At 66.1% G+C, this 21675-nt stretch carries 21 protein-coding genes; 4 read left to right on the forward strand and 17 right to left on the reverse strand.

All coding sequences use genetic code 11. From position 1 onward, the window contains the following. Positions 1-118: 118 nt before the first annotated feature. Entirely contained in the window at positions 119-574 is a 456-nt protein-coding gene (locus tag ACW177_RS01475; RefSeq protein WP_492026899.1) for a DUF3576 domain-containing protein, read from the reverse strand. A gap of 372 nt (positions 575-946) precedes the next feature. On the opposite strand from ACW177_RS01475, the gene ACW177_RS01480 reads away from it, so the two are divergent. Then, entirely contained in the window at positions 947-1342 is a 396-nt protein-coding gene (locus ACW177_RS01480) for an NtrZ family periplasmic regulatory protein (RefSeq protein ID WP_492026900.1), read from the forward strand. A gap of 31 nt (positions 1343-1373) precedes the next feature. Here the strand turns inward: ACW177_RS01480 and ACW177_RS01485 are convergent, their stop codons facing one another. Continuing rightward, positions 1374-2018: a thiamine phosphate synthase gene (locus tag ACW177_RS01485; protein WP_492026901.1), complete on the reverse strand. Its 645-nt coding sequence runs from the start codon at positions 2016-2018 to the stop codon at positions 1374-1376. Here ACW177_RS01485 and ACW177_RS01490 point away from each other — a divergent pair. Continuing rightward, complete coding sequence (locus ACW177_RS01490) at positions 2017-2715, forward strand: YggS family pyridoxal phosphate-dependent enzyme (protein ID WP_492026902.1); 699 nt, start codon at positions 2017-2019, stop codon at positions 2713-2715. The two genes, ACW177_RS01485 and ACW177_RS01490, sit on opposite strands and share 2 nt — an antisense overlap. Positions 2716-2795: 80 nt before the next feature. Further along, positions 2796-3482 (forward strand): response regulator transcription factor, encoded by a 687-nt coding sequence (locus ACW177_RS01495; RefSeq protein ID WP_287927404.1) that lies wholly within the window; start codon positions 2796-2798, stop codon positions 3480-3482. Here the strand turns inward: ACW177_RS01495 and yczE are convergent. Then, positions 3479-4081 (reverse strand): membrane protein YczE, encoded by a 603-nt coding sequence (gene yczE, locus ACW177_RS01500; protein ID WP_492026903.1) that lies wholly within the window; start codon positions 4079-4081, stop codon positions 3479-3481. The two genes, ACW177_RS01495 and yczE, sit on opposite strands and share 4 nt — an antisense overlap. Positions 4082-4141: 60 nt before the next feature. Here yczE and yczR point away from each other — a divergent pair, with 60 nt between their 5' ends. Beyond that, positions 4142-5599, forward strand: a complete 1458-nt coding sequence (gene yczR, locus ACW177_RS01505) for a MocR-like transcription factor YczR (RefSeq protein WP_492026904.1) — start codon at positions 4142-4144, stop codon at positions 5597-5599. Between the two features lie 80 nt (positions 5600-5679). On the opposite strand, the gene ACW177_RS01510 is transcribed toward yczR, so the two are convergent. The 14 genes from ACW177_RS01510 to hemE all read right to left on the reverse strand — a co-directional run bounded on the left by ACW177_RS01510 (position 5680) and on the right by hemE (position 21223). Then, complete coding sequence (locus tag ACW177_RS01510; RefSeq protein WP_492026905.1) at positions 5680-8424, reverse strand: TonB-dependent receptor; 2745 nt, start codon at positions 8422-8424, stop codon at positions 5680-5682. Positions 8425-8580: 156 nt separating this feature from the next. Beyond that, entirely contained in the window at positions 8581-9378 is a 798-nt protein-coding gene (locus ACW177_RS01515; RefSeq protein WP_492026906.1) for an exodeoxyribonuclease III, read from the reverse strand. A gap of 236 nt (positions 9379-9614) precedes the next feature. Next, positions 9615-10310 carry a LolA family protein gene (locus ACW177_RS01520; protein WP_492026907.1) on the reverse strand — a complete coding sequence of 232 codons (696 nt, stop codon included), beginning with the start codon at positions 10308-10310 and terminating at the stop codon, positions 9615-9617. Between the two features lie 209 nt (positions 10311-10519). After that, positions 10520-10702, reverse strand: a complete 183-nt coding sequence (locus ACW177_RS01525) for a hypothetical protein (protein ID WP_492026908.1) — start codon at positions 10700-10702, stop codon at positions 10520-10522. Between the two features lie 65 nt (positions 10703-10767). Beyond that, complete coding sequence (locus ACW177_RS01530; RefSeq protein ID WP_492026909.1) at positions 10768-11649, reverse strand: ParB/RepB/Spo0J family partition protein; 882 nt, start codon at positions 11647-11649, stop codon at positions 10768-10770. 43 nt (positions 11650-11692) lie between these two features. Then, complete coding sequence (locus ACW177_RS01535) at positions 11693-12490, reverse strand: ParA family protein (RefSeq protein ID WP_492028052.1); 798 nt, start codon at positions 12488-12490, stop codon at positions 11693-11695. Positions 12491-12494: 4 nt separating this feature from the next. Then, positions 12495-13127, reverse strand: a complete 633-nt coding sequence (rsmG, locus tag ACW177_RS01540) for a 16S rRNA (guanine(527)-N(7))-methyltransferase RsmG (RefSeq protein WP_492026910.1) — start codon at positions 13125-13127, stop codon at positions 12495-12497. Further along, complete coding sequence (gene mnmG / locus ACW177_RS01545; protein WP_492026911.1) at positions 13127-14995, reverse strand: tRNA uridine-5-carboxymethylaminomethyl(34) synthesis enzyme MnmG; 1869 nt, start codon at positions 14993-14995, stop codon at positions 13127-13129. The genes rsmG and mnmG overlap by 1 nt, the downstream gene beginning before the upstream one ends. A gap of 116 nt (positions 14996-15111) precedes the next feature. Next, positions 15112-16422: a tRNA uridine-5-carboxymethylaminomethyl(34) synthesis GTPase MnmE gene (gene mnmE, locus ACW177_RS01550; protein WP_492026912.1), complete on the reverse strand. Its 1311-nt coding sequence runs from the start codon at positions 16420-16422 to the stop codon at positions 15112-15114. A gap of 161 nt (positions 16423-16583) precedes the next feature. After that, on the reverse strand, positions 16584-16808 hold the full coding sequence (locus ACW177_RS01555) for a DUF6489 family protein (protein WP_492026913.1): 225 nt from the start codon (positions 16806-16808) through the stop codon (positions 16584-16586). Positions 16809-16850: 42 nt separating this feature from the next. Then, positions 16851-18278: a transcription termination factor Rho gene (rho, locus tag ACW177_RS01560; protein ID WP_492026914.1), complete on the reverse strand. Its 1428-nt coding sequence runs from the start codon at positions 18276-18278 to the stop codon at positions 16851-16853. Positions 18279-18642: 364 nt separating this feature from the next. Next, positions 18643-19110, reverse strand: a complete 468-nt coding sequence (locus ACW177_RS01565; protein WP_492026915.1) for a CopD family protein — start codon at positions 19108-19110, stop codon at positions 18643-18645. Beyond that, entirely contained in the window at positions 19107-20168 is a 1062-nt protein-coding gene (hemH, locus tag ACW177_RS01570; RefSeq protein WP_492026916.1) for a ferrochelatase, read from the reverse strand. Before hemH ends, ACW177_RS01565 begins: the two co-directional genes overlap by 4 nt. Continuing rightward, positions 20165-21223 (reverse strand): uroporphyrinogen decarboxylase, encoded by a 1059-nt coding sequence (gene hemE, locus ACW177_RS01575; protein WP_492026917.1) that lies wholly within the window; start codon positions 21221-21223, stop codon positions 20165-20167. The genes hemH and hemE overlap by 4 nt, the downstream gene beginning before the upstream one ends. Positions 21224-21675 lie beyond the last annotated feature (452 nt).

Genomic DNA, 21675 nt, shown 5'->3' on the forward strand with positions numbered 1-21675 from the left:
AGAAGTAATGCGTCTCGGCTGTCCGAGAACGGCGGCTGAGTCTAAGCCAAACGGTGCTCAAGCAACCCCGAAGGGCCGTAGCACCTACAAGGAAAGCTAAAGCAGGCGTTCGCCTGCTTTAGCCCGCATTAGACAGGTTCAGCTGGCGCGCCTTGGTCAGGATGGCGTTTTCCAGATCGGCCTCGGTCTGGGCGGCGACCGGGGCAGCGGTCCACTGACCATCAGCGCCCTTCACTTCCTTGGTCACCGTGACGTTCAGCGCATCGGCGCGCAGACGGGTGTCCAGGATGAAGACGGTCGCCTTGAAGCGCTCGTTCGGCGTCTGGGGATTGGTGTACCAATCATAGTTGATGACCCCGCCCCACGGATCGGCGGTCAGCAGCGGCATGAAGCTGAGGGTGTCCAGCGAGGCGCGCCACAGATAGCCATTGACGCCGATGCCTTGCTGCACGTCCGTCTTGGGCGTCTTCTTGTCGTCGCCGCCGACGAAGGGAATGCTCGAGCAGGCGCTCAGCGCCACGCCTGAGACCAGGGCGACAGCGACGCCGCGAACCAGGGCCTTGTTGAGGCTCATCAAGGAAGTCTCCGTAAACTCAGGGACGTGAGGGCCCTCGCCCACACGCGCGAACGACATTTCGCCTTCGGGGGGCGACGCTGCGTGGCTCTATAACACGGGCAAAAGGGGCGATGACAAGGCGAAGCGCCCGACGAAGGCGATACGGCTTTCCGCGTTCTGTGACAGACTGCTGACAACCAGGCCCGTTTTTCGGCAATTCCCGTGATGCTTGAGCCACATCGCAGCGCAACAATGCAGGGAACTGGGCCATCTGGACCACGTTGCGTTGACCGGGCGGACCCCCGGTGTCTAATCGCAGCGTTCCCGACCCCATACACGGTCGGTTCAAGGTTAAGACGTCTTCAATCGACGGCGTCTAAAGGGTTCAAGATGCGTCTCGGCGAATTTTCCGTGGTGGTTGTTGCAGCGATGGCGTTCGCCGTCGGCGCCCCTGCGCTTGCCCAGACCGCATCATCGTCTCGCGCCCCCAGTGTTTCCCTGGCTGAAGCTCAGGCGGCCCAGCGCAACGCCCCCACGCAGCAACGCCGGGGCCTGCGCCTCAACGACAACGGCCGCTGGGGCCTCGACTTCAATCTGAACCAGCCGGTGGGCCGTGAAACCGACTGGGGCGACGTCGAGGCGGGCGCCTATTACCGCCTGAACGACCGCCTGCGCGTCGGCGCCGCCGCCGCCGTGGCCTCGCCCGAGGCCGACCCAGCCCGCGCGCCCGAAACGACCGGCCGCACCCAGCCGCGCGTCCGGCTCGAGACCATCTTCAAGTTCTGATCTCCGTCCGCTCCGACCCGAGCGACGAACCCTATCGAAACGCCGACTGGATCGCGGCCACGCCCGCCAGCCCGCACGCCCCTGATCCGATCAGGTCCGCGGCCGTCGCCGCATCGACGCCCCCGAGCGCATAGACCGGCAGACCCGCCGCGATCGTAGATCGGCGCAAAGCCTCGATCCCCAAAGGCGGCTTGACCGCAGACGCCCCGCCTGCAGGAAAAATCGGCGACAACACCAGGGCGTCCAGGCCCTCTTTCTGGACGTCGCCGCCGTGCCAGGCCGCCGTCAGCAACCACCCGGGCCGACCCCGCCGGATCGCAACCGCCCGCGCCGCCTCCCGTTCGGGCAGGTGCAGCCCATCCGCTTCGACCGCCTCCGCCAGGGCCTGGTCCAGCCCCACCAGCAGTTTCGCCCCCGCGTCCCGCGTAGCCCGGCGCAGCCTCGCCCCCGTCTCGACCGCGTCCTCCGCCCCGAAGGCGCGATAGACCACCGCCGATCCCGCCGGCAGCCGGGCCGCCGTCTCCCATGGCCGGGGCGTCCGCTCCGGGTCGGTGAAGAACAGCAGCGGCGGCAAACCGGCGGCGCTCGGGCTGACAGCGGCGGCGGCGCGGTTTAGAGCGGTCGCCGCATCCCAGAGCGCACGCGCCTCATCGCTGTAATCGGCCGACAGGATCATGACCCCTACTTCCCCTGCTTCCTCGCCTGCGTCCATCGCCGAAAACCTGGCGGAGGTGCGCGCGCGAATCGACGCCGCCTGTCGCGCCGCCGGACGGGACACGGCCGCCGTCACCCTGACCGCCGTGTCCAAGACCCAGCCGCCCGAGGCCATCGACGCCATACTCGCCGCCGGCCAGCGGGTGTTCGGCGAAAACCGGGTGCAGGAGGCGCAAGGGCGCTGGACCGAGCGTCTCCCCGGTCTGAACGACCTGGAACTGCGTCTGATCGGCCCTTTGCAGACCAACAAGGCCGAGGACGCCGTGGCCCTGTTCGACGTCATCGAGACCCTGGACCGCGAAAAACTGGCCCGCGCCCTGGCCGAGGCGGCGAAAAAGCTCAACCGCGCGCCCCGGGTCCTGATCCAGGTCAATACGGGCGCGGAACCCCAGAAGGCGGGCGTCCTGCCCGACGACGCCGACGCCCTGATCCACGCCGCGCGCGACACCTACGGCCTGACGGTCGAGGGCCTGATGTGTATTCCGCCGGCGGATGAAGACCCGACGCCCCATTTCGTCCTGCTGAAACAGATCGCTGACAGAAACCAACTTTCGGTCCTGTCGATGGGGATGAGCGGCGATTACGAGACCGCCATTCGCTGCGGCGCCACCCATGTTCGGGTGGGAACGGCGTTGTTCGGGGAACGAAATCGTCCTTAAACACCCTCTAGGCCGTAACCCGACGTGAATTCGCACCCCCAAGCCTTGGCGCGGGGGCCAAGCCTCGCCATTGTCTGCATATGCCCACGCCCAAGACCATTCTGATCATCGACGACGACGACGACCTGCGCGAGGCCCTGGCCGAGCAGTTGAATCTCCACGAGGAGTTCAAGACCCAGCAGGCCTCCACCGCCACCGACGGCGTCCGCATGGGGCGCGAGATCCGCGCCGACCTGATCCTGCTGGACGTCGACCTGCCCGACATGGACGGCCGCGAGGCCTGCCGCCTGCTGCGCAAGGACGGGGTCTCAACCCCGGTCATCATGCTGACGGCCCAGGCCGCCGACGCCGACGCCATCCTGGGCCTGGACGCCGGGGCCAATGACTATGTCACCAAGCCTTTCCGGTTCGCCGTCCTGCTGGCCCGCATCCGCGCCCATCTGCGCAGCCACGAACAATCGGAAGACGCCGTCTTCTCCATCGGTCCCTACGAGTTCCGGCCCGCCGCCAAGGTCCTGATGGACGCCAAGGGCAAGAAGGTGCGGTTGACCGAGAAGGAAACCAACATCCTCAAATACCTCTACCGCGCCGGGGCCAAGCCCGTGTCGCGCGAGGAACTGCTGACCGAGGTCTGGGGCTATAACGCCGGCGTCACCACCCACACGCTGGAAACCCACATCTATCGTCTGCGCCAGAAGATCGAGCCCGAACCCGGCCAGGCCCGCCTCCTACTGACCGACGCGGGCGGATATCGCCTTCAGCCCTAGGCGGCTCCGCCTCGGCGATGGATCGTGAACATCGGCAGGAACAGGTGGACCAGCGGGCCGATGGACACGGCGTAAATCACCGTGCCGATCCCGACAGAACCGCCCAACAGCCAGCCCAGGGCGATGACGCTCAGCTCGATGGCGGTCCGGACCCATTTCACCGGCCAGCCCGTGCGGGCGACGATGCCGGTCATCAGGCCGTCGCGGGGGCCGGGACCAAGGCCCGCGCCGATATAGGCCCCGCTGGCGACGCCATTCAGAACCACGCCCGCGCCCAACAGACCCGCCCGGACCGGTAGGCCCAGGTCAGACGGGATCCAGTCCAGACCGAAATTCGCGACCGTGCCGATCACCAGCACATTGGCCACAGTCCCTATTCCAGGCCGCTGGCGCAGGGGAATCCACAGCAGCAGAACGGCCATACCGATCAGATTGACCACCAGGCCGAAGCTGATCCCGGCCGGGCCGGCGAACCGCTCGAACACCCCCTGGTTCAGCACATCCCACGGATCGAGCCCCAGATCGGCGCGGACGATAAGAGCGATGGACAGGCTATAAAGGACAAGGCCGGCGAAAAGCTGGGAGAGGCGACGGGTCATTTCGCAGAAATGCGCGATACTGGCCCTATAAAAAAGAGCCAGTTCTGTCATTCTGGCCTCATGTCTCCCCGTTCGATAGGTCTTCCTTCCCTTGTCCGCCACCTCGGCGTCTGGCGCACGCGCGGCGCCGGCGCGACCTATCGACAGCTGGCGGCCGCGGTACGACTGCTGATCCTCGACGGACGCCTGCCGCTGGCGGTGCGGCTGCCGGGCGAGCGCGAAGTGGCGCAGGCCCTGGGTTTGAGCCGTACGACCGTCTCGGCCGCCTATGGACGACTACGCGATGACGGCTTTCTGGTCGGCGGTCAGGGCGAGGCGGCGCGCACCAGTCTGCCGGTGGGGCCGGCCCCTCGCCAAACGCCGAAGGACGCCCCTTCGACGCCAGGGATGATCGACCTCACGGCGGCGGTCCTTCCGGCCGATCCCAACGTCCACGCGGCCTATGTGCGCGCGCTGGAGCGCCTTCCCGCCAATCTGCCCGGTCACGGCTATGAGCCGGCGGGATTGGAGGAACTGCGCGAAGCGGTAGCCAAAGGCTATCGGCGGCGGGGCCTGGCGACCTCGGCAGGCCAGATCCTGATCACCCACGGCGCCCACAACGGCCTGGTCCATCTGCTGCGCCTGACCGTCCGACCCGGCGCTGCGGTGGTTTTTGACCATCCCACCTACCCCCAGGCGATCGACGCCATTCTGGCGGCTGGGGGGCGGCCGACGCCGGTCGCTCTGCCCGACGACGGCGGCGAGGACGGCTGGGACGTAGACGGCCTGATATCGACGTGTCGCAGCAGCGGCGCCCCGATGGCCTATCTGGTATTGGATCACAACAACCCGACCGGCCGGATGATGCGCGCCCAGGACCGCTCCCGGCTTCTGGCCGGGCTAAAGGGGTCGGAGACCCTGCTGGTGCTGGACGAAACCTTGGTCGAGCTAACGCTCAGCGGCCCCCCGGCCCTCACCGCCTCGGCCGTAGACGCCCCACGCATCGTGCGTCTGGGCTCCATGTCCAAGAGCGTCTGGGGCGGCCTCCGCATCGGCTGGATCCGCGCCGACCGCGCCGTGATCCAGCGCCTGGCCCAAAGCCGCGCCAGCTTCGATCTGGGCGTCCCGATCCTGGAGCAACTGGCCGCCGTGGAGCTGCTGAACGACGGCGGCGCGGCCCTGGCGGCGCGCCGCCCCCTGTTGCGCGCGCGGCGGGACCACCTTCGGGCGCAACTGGCCCAGCACCTGCCCGACTGGTCCTGCCCTCGACCCGCCGGCGGTCTGTCGCTCTGGGTACGGCTTCCCGCGCCGATCAGTTCCGCCCTGATGGTCCAAGCCGAAACGGAAGGGCTGCGGCTCGCCGCAGGACCCCGCTTCGGGATTGACGGCGCTTTCGAGCAGCGCCTGCGCCTGCCCTACACCCTTCCGGAGAGCGAACTGCAGCAGGCTGTCGAACGACTGGCGCGCGCGGTTAAGGCGCTGAAGCGCAGGGCCAAACCGACGGCCTCAACCGACAGCCCAAAGGTCCAGGTCTACTGAAGCAGTCGCGACAGATTTGAGGGCGGCGGCTGAACCCCGCCGCCCTCTGTCATGTCTGCATCGGTTCTGACGTCCGCGCCTTAGAAGGTGGCGTTGACGCTGACCTGGAAGACCCGGCCGGTTTCCAGATAGCCGCCCTTGCGGTCGGGCGAGACATAGCGTTCGCCCGCGCCGACGGTCGACCAACGGGTCGGTTCGTCAGTCAGATTGCGGACCGCCGCCCCGACTTCCAGTCCCGGCGCCAGGGTCAGGGCCACGCCCAGGTTCAGCTCCTTGGACGCCTGGATATAGATGTCCGGCTGGCTGTCCTGCACTGTGTCCAGACGCCGACCGGTGTGGTTGTACCAAAGGCTGGCGCGCAACGGCCCATGCTCATAGCCGGCTTCCAGATTGTACATCAGCTCGGGCGCCTGGGGCAGGTCGCTCTCACGCGTCACCGTCGAGGACAGGCGGTATTCGGCGCGGGTCTGCTGGTAGGTCAGGTTTCCGCCAAACGACACGCCGTCCAGCCAGCCCTCGACCGGAAGCGCGTAACGGCCGCCCAGTTCGACGCCGGTGGCCGAACCGCCCAAGCCGTTGAACGGCTTGATCATGATCACCCCGTCACTGGCCGCGCTCGTTCCATTCCGCAGGGCGGTCGGCACGACGATATTGTCCAGATCCTTGTGGTAGACGGCCAGCTGCAGATTGGCGCCGACGGCGTACCATTCCAGGCCCAGGTCATAGTTCCAGCCCTCGACCGGCTTCAGGTCCGGATTCGGTTGGCTGATGCTGATGACGGCGTTGGTGACGGGATCGCGACTGACGGTGGTGGGCCCCGCCAGTTGGCTGCCCGAGGGGCGGCTGTAGCTGGACCGGGCGGCCGCGCGAACCACGAGAGCGTCGTTGGGACGCCAGGCGGCGACGACGCTGGGATCGACATGGTCATAATCCCGGTCGGCCGTGGCGAAACGAGCGCCATCCGCATCCTTGACGAAGAAGCGGGCTTCGAAGTGATTGTCTTCGTAGCGAACGCCGGGGGTGATCTCCAGATCGCCGCCCGCCAACTTCAGCGTGGCGGCGGCGAAGGCGGCCGAACGGTCTTCCTTACTGTCCGACAGGCCCTGGTTCAGCTTGTCTTGCGAGACCGTCACCGTCGAGCCGTACAGATCCAGCTCATGCTCCACAAAGCGACGATCCACCAGTTTGACCGGGCGCACCGTGCCGTGCCCCATGAAGTCGGTGATCAGTTGGCCGGGCGTCGCGCCGATCGAGGGGCCGTCCACAGTGCCGGCCTGAAGAGAGGTGCGGAAACGATAGCGCGTGTCGTCCGGCGTCAGGCTGCGGCCGTCTTGGTCCGCCGTTTCATAGAGGCCGCCAACCGACGCGCTGGCCAGCAGGCCCGAGCCCTTCCAGGTCAGATCGCCCTTCACCGTCTTCTTGACCTCCGACAGATAGCTGTAGCCGCGTTGCACATAGATCTGGCTGGGGCGGTCCTGGCTGGCGACATAGGCGGTCGCACCCGACGACAGCACCGGCATCGGCCAGCGGGCGTCTGACAGGTCAATCTTCAACCCCTCCGACGAGGCGCCGGTATTGCCGGGCGCGCCATTATAGGAAACGCCGCGCCAGGCGGCTTCGATCGTATTGGGCGAGTCCAGGCGTCCGTCGGCATAGGCGGCTTCCAGCGAGGCGGTGAAATCGCCGAAACGCAATTTGCCCCCGGTCTGCACCGACAGCAGTTCCTGCTCGACATCCTCGACGCGGAAATAGTTAGCGGGGTTGATGCCGTAGGGCGTGTAGTCGCCGGCTGCGTTGTAGTTGGCGCCCCCCGGATTGGAAGCGGCATTGGGATTGGTCTGACCCGAGGTCCGCTCGCTGCGCAGACCCGTCTGGTTCATGGTATTGGTATTGGTGTAGGTCGCATAATTGACCCGCGCGAACAGGTCCAAAGGCTGGGTGCGATAATCCAGAGCCGCCGTGGCGCCATAGCGTTCGACGGTGGAGTTGAAGAAGTTCCACTGCAGACCGTCCGCCGACAAGGCGTTTTCATTGTCGCGCGCCGAACCGACATTGCCCTTTGAGGTCTTGTAGTCGTTCTGAACCGCGACACTCTCGGCGGCGCTGTCCTTTTGCTCATAGTAGGCGGCGACATAGACGCCCAGACGACCGTCAGCAAAGCGACGCGCCATGTCCAGGCCGACCGCACCGCCCAGGCCGTCCTGACCGCGATCCTCGGCCAATTCGGCCATCTGTCCCACCGCGCGCAGGCGCAGCATCGAGTCGCCGAAGTCGAAGGCGGACGGGGTGACCAGATTGACGATGCCGGCGATGGCGTCGGCATCGAGCGCCGCATTCGGCGTCTTGTCGATTCCGATCGCCTGGATTGCGAACGGGCTGAAGAGATTCAGCGAAATCGAACGACCGCCGGCCGTCTGGGGCAGACGCAAGCCGTCCAGCGTATAGGCGTTGAAACTGGTGTCGAAGCCGCGAATGGCGACGTATTGGGCCTCACCCGTCGCCGACTGGTTCCGCCCTTGGTCCTGACTGACCGACACGCCCGGCAGCCGCTTGGCCAGATCGGCGATATTGGTCTGGGGGTTTAGGCTGACGTCGCCGACAGCGACAGAGTCGACGACGCCGGTAGCTTCACGCTCCTGTTGCAGCACCGTCTGGGCGCGGCGAGCGCCGGTCACCACGATTTCCTGAAGCGTAGGGTCTTCGGACTTGTCGGCCGTCGAGACTTCAGCGCCGGATTGGGCGAGCGCCGAACCAGCGCTCAAGGCGATGAGGCTGGTGGCGGCGCACAGCAGGGCGCGCCGGGCGAGCGAACCGGAAAAGGTCATGGATCATCCAAATGAAAATCGCCGTCCCCCTCGGGCGGCGCGGTCCATCTAGAGCGGCTCTATGACCGAGCAGTACCGATCCTGTTTCAGGACGGTAAAGCTTGTATGATAGTTGAAACGGTTCGGATTAGGCGTCAACCTCCTCCGTTGCAGCCTTCACACGTCCAGATCGACCGTCACGGGGGCGTGGTCGGACGGGCGGTCCCATTCGCGGACGTCGTCGTGGATTCGGGCGGTGTTCTTGATCACGGCGGGGGTCAGGCCGGGCGAGGTCCAGATGTGATCCAGGCGCAGGCCGCGGTTGGATTTGCGGAAGTCCGCCGCGCGATAGCTCCACCAGCTGGCCAGTTTCTGCGGCTCGGGAAAGCGGTCCCGCAGCACGTCGGCGAAACCGCCCGTAGCCTGGAGCCGGTTCAGGGTCTCCACCTCGATCGGGGTGTGGCTGACGATCTTGGACATGTAGCGATGGTTGAACACGTCGCCCTCGCCCGGGGCGATGTTGAAGTCGCCGGCCATGACCAGGGGGCGCGACCTGTCCTGTTTGGCCACGATGGCGGTCAGCTGTTCGTAGAAGTCCATCTTGTGATCGAACTTCGGGTTCAGCGCGCGATCCGGAATGTCGCCGCCGGCGGGGATGTAGAAATTCTGGACGTCGATCCCGGCGACCCGCGCCGAGACGCAGCGGGCGTGGCCCAGCTTGCAGACCTGGAAGGTTTCGCTGTCCTCCAGCGGCAGACGCGAGGCGATGGCCACGCCGTGCCAGCCCTTCTGGCCCGCCACCCGCAGGTGCGGCAGGCCCATGGCCTCGAAATCAGCCCGCGGAAACTGGTCCGTCGTGCATTTGATCTCCTGCAACAGCAGGACGTCGGGAGCCTTCTCGGCGACGAACCGGGCGACCTGGTCGATGCGCAGGCGGACGGAGTTGATGTTCCAGGTGGCGAGGCGAAGGGTCATGCCCCGCTGTAGCAGGCCTCGGCAGATAAAAAAGGCCCGGCCGCTACGGGCCGGGCCGATGAAGTTGATCGTCTCTCTCGCCGCCGGGAGGGGGATGCATCCGAGGCGGTAGAACGGCCGCCGCCGTCCTGTGTTCTTGATGTCACGCCTTTTGGAAAAGGTCAAATTGTCATATTTGACGTTTGAGCGTGATTATCCGGCAACGGACAGAGAACCGTAATCGGCGAAGGATTGCGTCAGTTGCGGCCGGGACGTCGCGTGGGATCGCGCAGCTGGAACAGGCTGGCGGACAGGCCTGACGCCGGCCTCAGTCCGGTCAACTGGGTCCGCGTCCGCGCGCCCTGGGCGTCGGTGATGGTCCATTCCTGAAGGCGGATCGGATTGCCGGAGAAGGCCAGGACCACGGAGCCGTCATTGGGACGCGCCGAATCCCGCGCCGTGATGGCGAAGGCGCCGGCGCTCATGCGGGTGACGCGATCGATCCGCACGCCCTGATCCAGCCGGACATTGCGCGCCAAGAAGGTCGACAGCGGCGTCCGCCCCAGCGGGACCTGCTGGAAATTGTTCAGGCGCGGATCATAGCGTTTGACGTTGTAGCCGTCCGACACGACCAGCAGCCCGGCCGGATTGGTGTATTCGAACCGCATCTTGCCGGGGCGTTGAAGATAGAAGCGCCCTTCGCGACGCTGTCCGCCGGGTCCTGTCTCGATGAAATTGCCCTGCGCCGCGGTCAGGGCCTGCAGATAGGCCTGGGCCTGCTGCACCACGGCGCGATCCTCGGCCGTGAGATTGGACTGCGCCTCGGCCGCGTCAAACAGGCCCAGGGCCGCAGCCCCGGTCAGGAGCCCCGCGCCGAGCAGAATCCGACGGCGGTCAAGGTCGGCGGAGGGGGCGGCGACGGCCTGGATCTTGGAATGGGGGCGTTCGATCATTGAAGTCAGTCTCCCAGTCGGGAATGGGTCAGCGGTCCTGCTGTCTTGCCCGGCCGGCTTGGCGTCGGAATGACGCGAGCCTGACCATATTCCGGCGCTCCGATGAAGCCCTGTTCATCGCAATACTGAAGCTCGGAGAGACAGCGGCTGGGGTAACGGGCTCGCCGGCCGCCCGTTCCCGCGCGCCGGGACGGGCCGACCGCCACGGGTCAGCCCCGCTTCGAGGCCTTGCGGAAGGCGGGCTGGGCCATGGCGACATTGCGCGCCGAGACGGTCTTTTCCTCCGCCTTGGCGCCGACCTGGGCCTTGAACCCGTGACCGGCCTTGGCCTTCTTGGCGGCGAGCGCCTGTTTCAGCTTGTCGGCGGCGGTCGGTGTCGGTTGATCGTTCATGCCGCCACCCTAGCACGCCTCCACCCCCGAGTCTGGCCCAGAACTGGCCCAGAGCGGCCCGCCCTTCAGCTCCGCATCAACCGGCGGCACAGGTCATCGAGCTGCTCCAGTGAGCCGTAACGAATGACCAGCTCGCCCTTGCCGCTGCGGTCGTTCAGCTGGACGTTCAGGCCCAGGGCGTCGGCCAGGTCCTGCTGAAGGGCGGCGACGTCGGCGGCGCCCTCCCCGGCCGGCGCCGGCGCGGCCTTGACCGGCTTGGGGCCTTCCGCCGCACGGCGCGCCAGGGCCTCGACCTGACGCACGTTCAGACCTTCGTTGAAGGCCTGATCCGCCAGGGCGGCGGCGTTGGGCGCGGTCACCAGGGCGCGCGCATGACCGGCCGTCAGCTTGCCGTGCCGCACATACCACAGCACCTCTTCCGGCAGCTGAAGCAGGCGCAGGGTGTTGGCGATATGGCTGCGGCTCTTGCCGACAATGCCCGCCACCTGGTCCTGGGTGCGGCCGAACCGCTCCATCAGCACGCGATAGGCGTCCGCCTCTTCCAGCGGATTCAGGTCGGCGCGCTGGACGTTTTCGATGATGGCGACTTCGAACACCTCGACGTCGTCCATCTCGCGGACGACGATCGGCACCTCGGTCAGGCGCGCAGCCTGGGCGGCGCGCCAGCGGCGTTCACCGGCGATGATCTGCCAGACGCCGTCTTCGCCGGGCTGGGTCCGGACCAGGATCGGCTGCAACACCCCCTTGTCGCGGATCGACGCCGTCAGCTCTTCCAGATGCTCCTGGGTGAAGATCTTGCGCGGCTGATCGGGGTTGGGCTTCAGGCTCTCGATCGGCGCCAGTTGGACGCCCGACGGCATGGCGGCGCCGGGCGCCGTCGGCGCCTCGACGTTCTCGCCCATCAGGGCCGACAAGCCGCGTCCAAGACCTCTTTGTCGTTCAGCCAAGATACTCTTCCGTTTCTTCTTCTAGAATTCAGGCGCCCGGTGCTCAGGCGGCCAGTTTGAGGCGCTGGCGTTCGCGCTTCACCACTTCCTTGGCCAGGCGCAGATAGGCCTGGCTGCCGGCGCATTTCAGATCATAGATCAGGGCCGGCTTGCCGAAGGACGGCGCCTCGGCCACCCGCACATTGCGCGGTATGACGCTGTCATAGACCTTGTCGCCGAAATGGGCGCGAACGTCATTGGCGACCTGGCCCGACAGGGCGCTGCGGCGATCGAACATGGTCAGGACCAGGCCCTGGATTTCCAACGTCGGATTGAGGCTCTGCTTCACCATGTCGATGGTGCGCATCAGCTGGCTCAGCCCTTCCAGAGCGAAGAATTCGCACTGTAGCGGCACCAGGACCGCATCCGCCGCCGCCATGGCGTTCAGGGTCAGCAGGTTCAGGGAGGGCGGACAGTCGATCAGGACATAGTCATACGCGGTAGGGCCATGGTCATGCGCCCTCAACGCGTCCCGCAGACGGTAGGAACGACGATCCGCCTGGCTCAGCTCGATCTCGACGCCGGACATGTCGGCGTCCGCCGGCACGATCCATAGTCCCGGCACCGTGGTCTGCACCGCCGCGTCATCGACGGAGCGCTGATCAACCACGACGTCATAGATGGTGACCCGGCGCGTTTCACGTGGAACACCCAAACCGGTCGAAGCATTGCCCTGCGGGTCCATATCCACGATCAGAACGCGCTTGCCGATGGCGGCCAAGGCGGTCCCCAAATTGATGGCGGTCGTCGTCTTGCCGACCCCGCCCTTCTGGTTGGACACGGCGAGAACGCGGGCAGGCAGTTTACTAGTGCTGGGATCGGGCACGTCGAACACTCCGGACTGTCACGATACGGCCGCGCGGGTCGCTTTGCGACGGGGCCAGTTCAGCTTCGAAATGCCAGGATTTCCGCGCCTCAATCAACTCGGATTCGGCCTTCTCCCCCTTAAGGAATAGACCTTGTGCACCCCTTTGGAAGTAGGGCTGTGCATAACCCAGCAACCGCTCCATCGGCGCCACCGCGCGGGCGGTGACAATGTCGCACGTGACACTCTGCTCCTCGGCCCGACCATTGATCACGGTCGCCGGCAGATCGAACAGATCGACCATTTCCTGCAAGAATCGGCAGCGCTTGCCTAGGCTGTCGATCAGCCAGACATGCGCCCCTTCCCGCCCCTTCAGCAATAAGGTCAGCACCACGCCGGGAAACCCGGCCCCCGCACCGAGATCGGCCCAGGTCAGGGCGTCCGGCGCCTGGGTCAACAGCTGGGCGCTATCCCATGCGTGACGGTTCCAAAAGTCCGGCAAGCTGTCCGGCCCGACCAGATTCATCACCGCATTGGCCTCGCCCAACCGAATTCGGAAGGCCTCAAGGTCCGCCATCTGCGCGGCGGACGCTCCGGTTTTGGCCTGGAACGCGGCCTTTTCGATCTCCAGCATCAGGCGGCGACCGAGGCTTTAGGCGCTTTTTTCACGTGGGCGAGCAGGGCCGTCAAAGCCCCCGGCGTCATCCCCTCGATCCGTCCGGCCTGGCCCAGGGTACGCGGCTGGACCCGGACCAGCTTCTCCCGCACTTCGTTCGACAGACTGCCGATCGCGGCATAGTCGAGGTCGGTGGGCAGAAGCAGATCTTCTTCCCGTCGCAACGCCTCCGCGTCGATAGCCTGCCGATCCAGGTAGTTGGCGTAGCCGGCGTCGATTTCCACCTGTTCACGGACATCCGCATCCCATTCGGCGATGTCTGGCCGCACACTGATGAAATTATCCAGGCTGACATCGGGGAAGGCCAGCAGCTCCCGCATCGACCGACGGCGGCCATCGGCGTTCACGGGAATTCCCAGCGCATTGGCCTCTTTCGGCGTAAAGAGAGTTTCACGTGAAACAACACCGGCCACGGACAGTTTTTCCGCCTTGGCCGAAAACCGCTCCGCGCGCTCCGCCCCGACAATACCGATCTCGATACCCAGCGGCGTGAGCCTCTGATCCGCATTGTCCGCACGCAGAGTGAGCCGATATTCCGCGCGGCTGGTGAACATCCGATAGGGCTCGGTCACGCCCCGCGTCACCAGGTCGTCGATCATCACGCCGATATAGGCCTGCTCTCGACCCAGGATCACAGGCCCCTGCCCCGCAGCCGCCCGAGCCGCATTCAGCCCCACCATCAGGCCCTGAGCGGCCGCCTCTTCATAGCCCGTCGTACCGTTGATCTGACCTGCGAGGTAGAGCCCCGGCCGCTTCTTCACCTCGAGCGCGGGGCTCAGTTCACGTGGATCGACATAGTCGTATTCGATGGCGTAGCCATAGCGGAACACCTCCACGGCCTCGAGGCCGGGGATGGTGCGCAGGAAGGCCAGCTGGGTCGGCTCTGAAACCGAGGTCGAGATGCCGTTCGGATAGACGGTCGGATCGTCCAGACCCTCGGGTTCCAGAAAGATCTGGTGGCTGGTCTTGTCGGCGAACCGCACCACCTTGTCCTCGATGGACGGGCAATAACGCGGCCCCCGCCCCGACAGCTTGCCGCCATAGACGGCGCTCTCGCCCAGGTTCTCGGCGATGATGCGGTGGGTGTCCTCGGTCGTATGGGTCACGCCGCACGCGATCTGTTTCACGTGGATGCGGTCGGTCATGAACGAGAAGGCCGAAGGCGTCTCGTCCGCCTGCTGCATCTCAAGCCGATCCCAGGCGATGGTGCGCCCGTCCAACCGCGCCGGGGTCCCGGTCTTCAATCGCCCCATCATCAGATCGGCCGCATGAAGATCGGCGGCCAAACCCGTCGAAGGGTCTTCGCCATGGCGCCCTGCCGGAATCCGTTCGTCACCGCGATGGATCACTCCGTTCAGGAAGGTGCCCGTGGTCAGCACCACAGCCCCGGCCCGCACCGTCTCCCCTGCCCCGGTCATCACGCCGACCACTCGGTCGCCGTCCAGGATCAGCCGCTCGGCCGTTCCCGCCATCAGGCTCAGGTTCCACGTGGCGGCCAGCTCGGCCTGCATGGCCTCGCGGTACAGGCGCCGATCAATCTGACTGCGCGGTCCACGGACCGCCGCCCCCTTGGACCGGTTCAGCAGACGGAACTGGATGCCGGACACATCGGCCAGACGCCCCATGATCCCGTCCAGAGCGTCGATCTCTCGCACCAGGTGGCCCTTGCCCAGGCCCCCAATGGCGGGATTACACGACATCTCACCGATGGTCTCGAGCTTCTGGGTCAGCAACAGGGTGCGAGCGCCCGCTCGCGCCGAAGCCGCAGCCGCTTCACAGCCGGCGTGGCCGCCGCCGATCACGACGACGTCGAAGGATTTATCCATGGGGGTGGTCATCCGCGCCACATAGGCCAAATGGGCGGATTTCGCCAGTCCCGGCGATCAGGCCGGGGTTCATCGAACGTAGTCATACTTAGGGTGTTTCACGTGAAACACCGGTATTACTTTCCTATGCAGAACGTGGAAAAGACCTCCCCCAGGACGTCCTCCACCCCGATCTCGCCAGTCACCCGACCCAGGGCCGACGCCGCCCGACGCAGATCGTCGCCCGCCATCTCCGGCGCTACGCCAAGCGCCGCGCCGGCCGCCTCAACCGCCTCCAGCGCCTCGGTCAGCCGCAGCCGATGCCGTTCGCGCGTGATCGCCGGGAAGTCGGCCCCCGACAGGTCCTTAGCCAGCCGCTGGGCGATCCAGTCGTGCAGAACCGCCAAGCCCTCTCCGGTATGACTGCTGACGCTGATAAACTCGAGGCCCCGCGTCGGGACGCTCGCCGTACCCTGGTCCGCCTTATTGGCCACCACCAGGTCGCCGGGCCGGGCATAATCCGCCGCCACGCCCTCCGGGTCGCCCGGCGCGCGAACCCAGAGGCGCAGCTCGGCCTCCTCCGCTCGGCGCCGCGCCCGTCGCACGCCCTCGGCCTCGACCGGATCATCGCTCTCCCTCAGGCCCGCTGTGTCCGACAGGGTCACGGCATAGCCGCCGATCACCAGATCCGCGTCCAGCACATCCCGCGTCGTGCCCGCGATCGGGGTGACAATGGCCGCCTCGCGTTCGATCAGGGCGTTGAACAGCGACGACTTGCCGGCGTTGGTCTCGCCGATCAGGACGATGCGATACCCGTCCCTCACCCGTTCGCCCCGACGCCCCGCCGCGACGGCCCGCCGTAGATCGTCCGCCAATCGCTCCAGCACCGGTCCGGCGGTCAGCGCCAGATTGTCGGGCACCTCCTCGTCCGGAAAATCGATCTCGGCCTCAACCAGAGCCAGGGCGTGCAACAGGTCGCGCCGGAAGCCGGCATAGGTGGCGCTGAGCTGTCCATCCAGTTGACCCAGGGCCTGCCGCGCCTGAGCCGATGTCTCCGCGTCGATCAGATCGGCGACCGCCTCGGCCTGGGCCAGGTCCATCCGTCCGTTCTGAAACGCGCGGCGTGTGAACTCGCCCGGCTCGGCCGGTCGCAGACCCAGCGCGATCAGGGCCTGGCTCGCCGCCTCGACCACAGCCCGCCCGCCGTGCAGGTGCAGTTCAGCCGCGTCCTCGCCGGTATAGGAATTGGGCCCGACGAACCGCAGCACCAGGGCCTGATCGATATGGGCGCCGTCATGCGTCAGGTCTCGCACCGACGCCATCCGCGGCTTCAACCGCCCCGCGCCCATCGCATTCAGGGTCGGCTCAACCGCCGGCCCCGACAGCCTCAACACGGCGATAGCCCCCCGACCGGGCGGAGTGGCGAGAGCGAAAATGGTGTCGGTCATGATCCTGCTGTCTCCTCCCCGCTCCGCGGGGAGGTGGCGCGGCGCGTCTTCCGCGCCGTGACGGAGGGGCTCTTCACCGCATCACCGGCGTCTGTGGGACGTCAAGAGCCCCTCCACCGCTTCGCGGTCCCCCTCCCCACTGCGTGGGGAGGAGATGATTTTCACTTCACTGCCGCTTCCATCAAGCGACGGAACTGATCCTGCGCCTGAAGCCCGAAACTGGTCCAGGTCTTCAGCAGTTCGTCGGGTTGCATGGCGGCGACATTGGCTTCCATCCGCTTCTGCATCTCGGCCACCATCGCCTCGTTCAGAGGCGTGACGTCGGGCAGGCCCAGAAAGGCCCGCGCCTCGGCCGGCGTGCAATCGATCTCGACTTGAACCTTCATGCCTGCGGTCTCCTGTTCCACGTGAAACCGTTAGACAACGGATCAGGTGTTCATCGACTGGAAGAAGTCCGAGTTGTTCTTCGACTGGCGCAGCTTGTCGAGCAGGAATTCGATCGCGTCCTGCGGACCCATGGGGTTCAGGATGCGACGCAGGACATAGGTCTTGGCCAGCTGATCCTTCGGCGTGATCAGGTCTTCCTTGCGGGTGCCGGACTTCAGCACGTCGATGGCGGGGAAGATGCGCTTGTCGGCGACCTTGCGGTCCAGCACGATTTCCGAGTTGCCGGTGCCCTTGAACTCTTCAAAGATCACCTCGTCCATCCGGCTGCCGGTGTCGATCAGGGCCGTGGCGATGATGGTCAGCGACCCGCCCTGTTCCACATTCCGCGCGGCGCCGAAGAAGCGCTTCGGCCGTTGCAGGGCGTTGGCGTCCACACCGCCGGTCAGCACCTTGCCCGACGACGGGACGGTGGCGTTGTAGGCGCGGCCCAGGCGGGTGATGGAGTCCAGCAGGATCACCACATCCTTCTTGTGCTCGACCAAACGCTTGGCCTTTTCGATCACCATTTCGGCGACGGCGACGTGGCGCGTGGCCGGCTCGTCGAAGGTCGAGGCCACGACCTCCCCCTTGACCGTCCGTTGCATGTCGGTGACCTCTTCCGGCCGTTCGTCGATCAGCAGGACGATCAGGAAGACTTCCGGGTGGTTCCGCTCGATCGACTTGGCGATGTTCTGCAACATCACCGTCTTACCGACGCGCGGCGGCGCCACGATCAGGCAGCGCTGGCCCTTGCCCAGCGGCGCGACAATATCGATGACCCGTCCCGAACGATCCTTCAACGTCGGATCCTGGATTTCCATGTGCAGCCGCTCTTCGGGATAGAGGGGCGTCAGGTTGTCGAACAGGACCTTGGTCTTGACCATCTCGGGGTCTTCGAGATTGATCGTGTCGACCTTGAGCAGGGCGAAATACCGCTCGCCTTCGCGCGGCGCCCGCACCGCGCCGTGGACGGTGTCGCCCGAGCGCAGGCCGAAGCGGCGGATCTGCGACGGCGAGACATAGACGTCGTCCGGGCCGGGCAGATAGTTGGCGTCCGAGCTGCGCAGGAAGCCGAAGCCGTCGGGCAGGATTTCCAGCACGCCATCGGCGATGATCTCGACTTCCTCGTCGGCCAGGGCCTTCAGGATGGCGAACAGCAGATCCTGTTTGCGCAGGTTCGAGGCGTTCTCGACCTCCAGCTGTTCGGCGAAGGCGACCAGGTCGGCCGGCGTCTTCTCGTTCAGCTCGGCCAGGGTGATCCGGCCGTTCGGCACCACCGACTCGCCGTCGTCGTCCTCGTCCGCCGTGGTGTCCACGCCGGAATCCGCGCCCGCCGCCTCACCGGCTTCATGCTCGGCGCCGTGATGGGCCGGGGCTTCAACCTCGGCGTTCTCGGTCTCGGGGGTGTCGTTGTCGGTGACGTCGGTCATGATACAGGCTCGCGGACGCGAGCACGGAACCGCACGGCGTCAGGTCTCTGGAAATGTCTGGCCGTAAGGCCGGAGGGAGGCGCGACGGGCTCCCGCTGGTCGAACCGGCGAGCGTCGCGAAGAGAGAGGGACCGCCGGAAGGACCGAACGGTTCACCGCCAGCGGAACCACAGCCGGAAGGTCAGGTCAAGCGGAGGCGTTGCGCTTTACCCTCTCCCCTTGCGGGAGAGGGCTTGAGCCTCGGAGAGCCGCAGGCGATCCGTCAGGCGAAAGGGTGAGGGGTGGCGCCGTGTCTAAAACCTGAACACCCCTCATCCGACCTCGCTTCGCTCGGCCACCTTCTCCCGCAAGGGGAGAAGGAATATCACCCGAAGGTCCACTCCGTCGTCACCGACAGCACCATGACAATGGCCAGGACAAACGGGACCTCATTCGTCATCCGCCAGAACTTGCCGGAATATTTCGACGTCCCCGCCGCGATCTTCTTCCGCTGCGCCGCCAGGAAGCCGTGCCAGCCGCTCAGCAGGAAGACACCGATAAGTTTGGCGACCATCCACGGCTCGGCCAGAAAAGCGGCCCCGCGCGCCGAGACGTCGATATGGATCAGCCACAGGCCGAACCCCCAGGCCAGGATCATGGCCGGGTTGAGGATGATCCGCAGCAGCCGCGTCTGCCACAGCCTCAGCAGAGCCTGCATCTCGCCGCGCAGAGGCTCTGGCTTGGCGTTTTGCTCGACGTCATAGGCATAGAGGCGCGGCAGGAACAGCAGGCCGGCCATCCAGGCGATCACCGCCAGAATGTGCAGGCCGCGCGCGAGGTCATAAGGGTTCATGCCGCATCCTTGCGCTGACGATAGGGGCAGGCCTTCCAGTCCGCCTTGCAGCCCGGCCCGAACGGCGCGACGCCGGTCCGGCCAAGGGCGCCGACGGCCGCATCGGCCAGGGCCTCAATGAACAGCGGCGCCGTCCCGACAGCCGGCGCCCGCAGATAGATACTGACCCCTTTTTCGTGGGCCAGTTCGCCGTATTCGATATCCAGCTCGACCAGGGTCTCGATATGTTCGGACACGAAGGCGATGGGGGTGATCACGACCCCGACCCCGTCCCGACCGGCCTGTTCGATGGCCTCGGGCGTCGACGGGCCCAGCCATTTCATCGGCCCGACGCGGCTCTGATAGCAGAGGGCGTGGTCGATCGGCCCCCGGTCGCGTTCGATGGCGGCGACCACAGCCGCGACGGTCGTCTCGACCTGTTCCTGGTAGGGGTCGCCCTTGCCGCTGACCAGTTTCTCGGGGATGCCGTGGGCCGAGAACAGCACGCGCACAGGCCCCTCCCCCGCCTCGTCCAGCTTCGTTCCAATGGCCTGGGCCTGGGCCTCGACCCAGCCGCCGGCGCGGGGATAGCAACAGACGGCGTGACTGACGCCCGACCCGGCATAGGTCTCGTTCCAGATCTTCAGCGAAGACTGGGTCGTCGTGGTCGAGAACTGCGGATAGAGGGGCAGCAGCACCACCTCATCGGGCCCGAAAGCCGCCACGTCCACCGCCGTCTCCTCGGTCAGCGGATGCCAGTAGCGCATGGCGATGAAGACGCGCACCTCATCCCCCACAAGGCGGGTGTTCAGCACCGCCTCCAGGGCCTCGGCCTGACGCCGGGTGCCCGGCAACAACGGCGATCCGCCCCCCATCAGGGCGTAGTTGGCCTGGGCGCTGGTCTCACGTCGGCTGGAGATCAGCTTGGCCAGGGGCGTTCGTGCAAATCCCGGCAGGCCGATAATTGCCGGATCATTGAACAGGTTGAACAGGAACGGCTTCACCGAGGCCTGATCGTCGGGCCCGCCCAGATTGAACAGCACCACCGCAATCCGGCGGCCTTGCAGGGTTTCGGTCATTGGGCGCCGATCCTTTTCAGAACCCATTCGACATGGTCGATAGGCACGTCCGGCAATATGCCATGGCCCAGGTTGAACACCCACGGCCCCTGGCCCCAGGCCTCCATCAGCTGATCGACGCGGCGGTCCAGAAGTTCGCCCCCGGCGCGCAGCAACAGGGGGTCCAGCGCGCCCTGGATCGGCTTGATCTGCTGCACCCGTTTGCCGACCTCCAGCGGACAGGCGGTGTCCAGGGCGACGGCGTCGACCTCAACCTCCTGCGCATATCGCTCTGCAAGCGCCGCAGAGCCCCGTGGAAAGCCGATCAGGGGCACGGTGACACCCAGCTCCCGCGTACGCCTCACAAGCGCCTGGTGGGGCTTCAGGACCAATCTTTCAAACAGATCGTCCGGCAGGCCCTCGGCCCAGCTCTCGAAGATCTTCAAAACCTGGGCGCCGGCGTCGGCCTGCATCTTCAGATACCGCGCCGTGGCCTCGACCAGAACCTCCAGCGTCTCGTCCACCCGCTTCGGATCAGCATAGGCGTAGGTCCGGGCCTGGGCGCGTTCGCCCTTGCCGATGGTCCGGTGCTCGCCGTCCAGCATATAGGTCGCCACCGTCCAGGGCGCGCCGGCGAAACCGATCAGGGCGCGTTCCGGCTCCAGGGCCTTGCGCACGATCGACAGGGTCTCGCCCACGGCCGACAGATGCGCGCCCGCCTCGGGCGCCAGTTCCGCCATCCGCCCGGGGATCGGCATTTCGCCCAGCCGCGGCCCCTCGCCCGTCTCGAACCAGACGTCCTGACCCAGAGCCCGCGGGATCAGCAGAATATCGGCGAACACGATGGCCGCGTCGAAGCCGAACCGACGCATCGGCTGAAGCGTCGCCTCAGCAGCCATCTCGGGGTTCAGGCAAAAGGCGATGAAGTCCGGCGCCTCGGCCCTGAGCCGACGATACTCGGGCAGATACCGTCCCGCCTGGCGCATGAACCAGACCGGCGGGCGATCCAGCGTCTCCCCTCGGAGAGCCCGGATCATCATGGGCGTCTGAACAGCGTTCTGGGTCGGATCGGTCATGTCGGACGATTAAGGTCACAGCCCCCCGCTCTCAATCCCTAATCAGATTTAGAATTAAAAGATTCGAAGTGGCAGGTAGGACGGTGGAATGGCGGGGACGAATGGGGCGGCGGCGGCGGAACAAAAACGGATATCCACGAGGGCTCAGAGCGGATCGGGGATGCGGAACAGGACTATCCAGCCGGTGGATAATCCCTAATGAAACCTTAACGCCAAAGGGTTTGCGCGGGTCTGCGGCTGTGAACGAGGTAAACCGGCGTTAACCCTTCATTAGGATTTTCCACAGCGATGGCGAAACCGGTTTTCCGCCTTGGGATGAACCGGGTTCGGATCGTCTTCGCCATCCACCCTCATCCCCGCTCGCGGCCGGATCGATCAGGCGTTAAGGAGAACGGCGCCCCGACGGTCCCCCGCCGTCCCCAAGGCGCCCCGAGTCTGTCAACAGGGAGTCG

The sequence above is a fragment of the Brevundimonas sp. AVps23W genome, assembly GCF_058681395.1.

Coding starts and splice junctions, on each gene's coding strand:
- yczR (WP_492026904.1), top strand. CDS start 4,142: ATGTCTCCCCGTTCGATAGGTCTTCCTTCCCTTGTCCGCCACCTCGGC.
- ACW177_RS01480 (WP_492026900.1), top strand. CDS start 947: ATGCGTCTCGGCGAATTTTCCGTGGTGGTTGTTGCAGCGATGGCGTTC.
- ACW177_RS01525 (WP_492026908.1), bottom strand. CDS start 10,702: ATGAACGATCAACCGACACCGACCGCCGCCGACAAGCTGAAACAGGCG.
- yczE (WP_492026903.1), bottom strand. CDS start 4,081: ATGACCCGTCGCCTCTCCCAGCTTTTCGCCGGCCTTGTCCTTTATAGC.
- ACW177_RS01475 (WP_492026899.1), bottom strand. CDS start 574: ATGAGCCTCAACAAGGCCCTGGTTCGCGGCGTCGCTGTCGCCCTGGTC.
- mnmG (WP_492026911.1), bottom strand. CDS start 14,995: ATGGATAAATCCTTCGACGTCGTCGTGATCGGCGGCGGCCACGCCGGC.
- ACW177_RS01520 (WP_492026907.1), bottom strand. CDS start 10,310: ATGATCGAACGCCCCCATTCCAAGATCCAGGCCGTCGCCGCCCCCTCC.
- hemE (WP_492026917.1), bottom strand. CDS start 21,223: ATGACCGATCCGACCCAGAACGCTGTTCAGACGCCCATGATGATCCGG.
- ACW177_RS01565 (WP_492026915.1), bottom strand. CDS start 19,110: ATGAACCCTTATGACCTCGCGCGCGGCCTGCACATTCTGGCGGTGATC.
- ACW177_RS01555 (WP_492026913.1), bottom strand. CDS start 16,808: ATGAAGGTTCAAGTCGAGATCGATTGCACGCCGGCCGAGGCGCGGGCC.
- rho (WP_492026914.1), bottom strand. CDS start 18,278: ATGACCGACGTCACCGACAACGACACCCCCGAGACCGAGAACGCCGAG.
- ACW177_RS01515 (WP_492026906.1), bottom strand. CDS start 9,378: ATGACCCTTCGCCTCGCCACCTGGAACATCAACTCCGTCCGCCTGCGC.
- ACW177_RS01495 (WP_287927404.1), top strand. CDS start 2,796: ATGCCCACGCCCAAGACCATTCTGATCATCGACGACGACGACGACCTG.
- ACW177_RS01485 (WP_492026901.1), bottom strand. CDS start 2,018: ATGATCCTGTCGGCCGATTACAGCGATGAGGCGCGTGCGCTCTGGGAT.
- ACW177_RS01510 (WP_492026905.1), bottom strand. CDS start 8,424: ATGACCTTTTCCGGTTCGCTCGCCCGGCGCGCCCTGCTGTGCGCCGCC.
- hemH (WP_492026916.1), bottom strand. CDS start 20,168: ATGACCGAAACCCTGCAAGGCCGCCGGATTGCGGTGGTGCTGTTCAAT.
- rsmG (WP_492026910.1), bottom strand. CDS start 13,127: ATGCTGGAGATCGAAAAGGCCGCGTTCCAGGCCAAAACCGGAGCGTCC.
- mnmE (WP_492026912.1), bottom strand. CDS start 16,422: ATGACCGACACCATTTTCGCTCTCGCCACTCCGCCCGGTCGGGGGGCT.
- ACW177_RS01490 (WP_492026902.1), top strand. CDS start 2,017: ATGACCCCTACTTCCCCTGCTTCCTCGCCTGCGTCCATCGCCGAAAAC.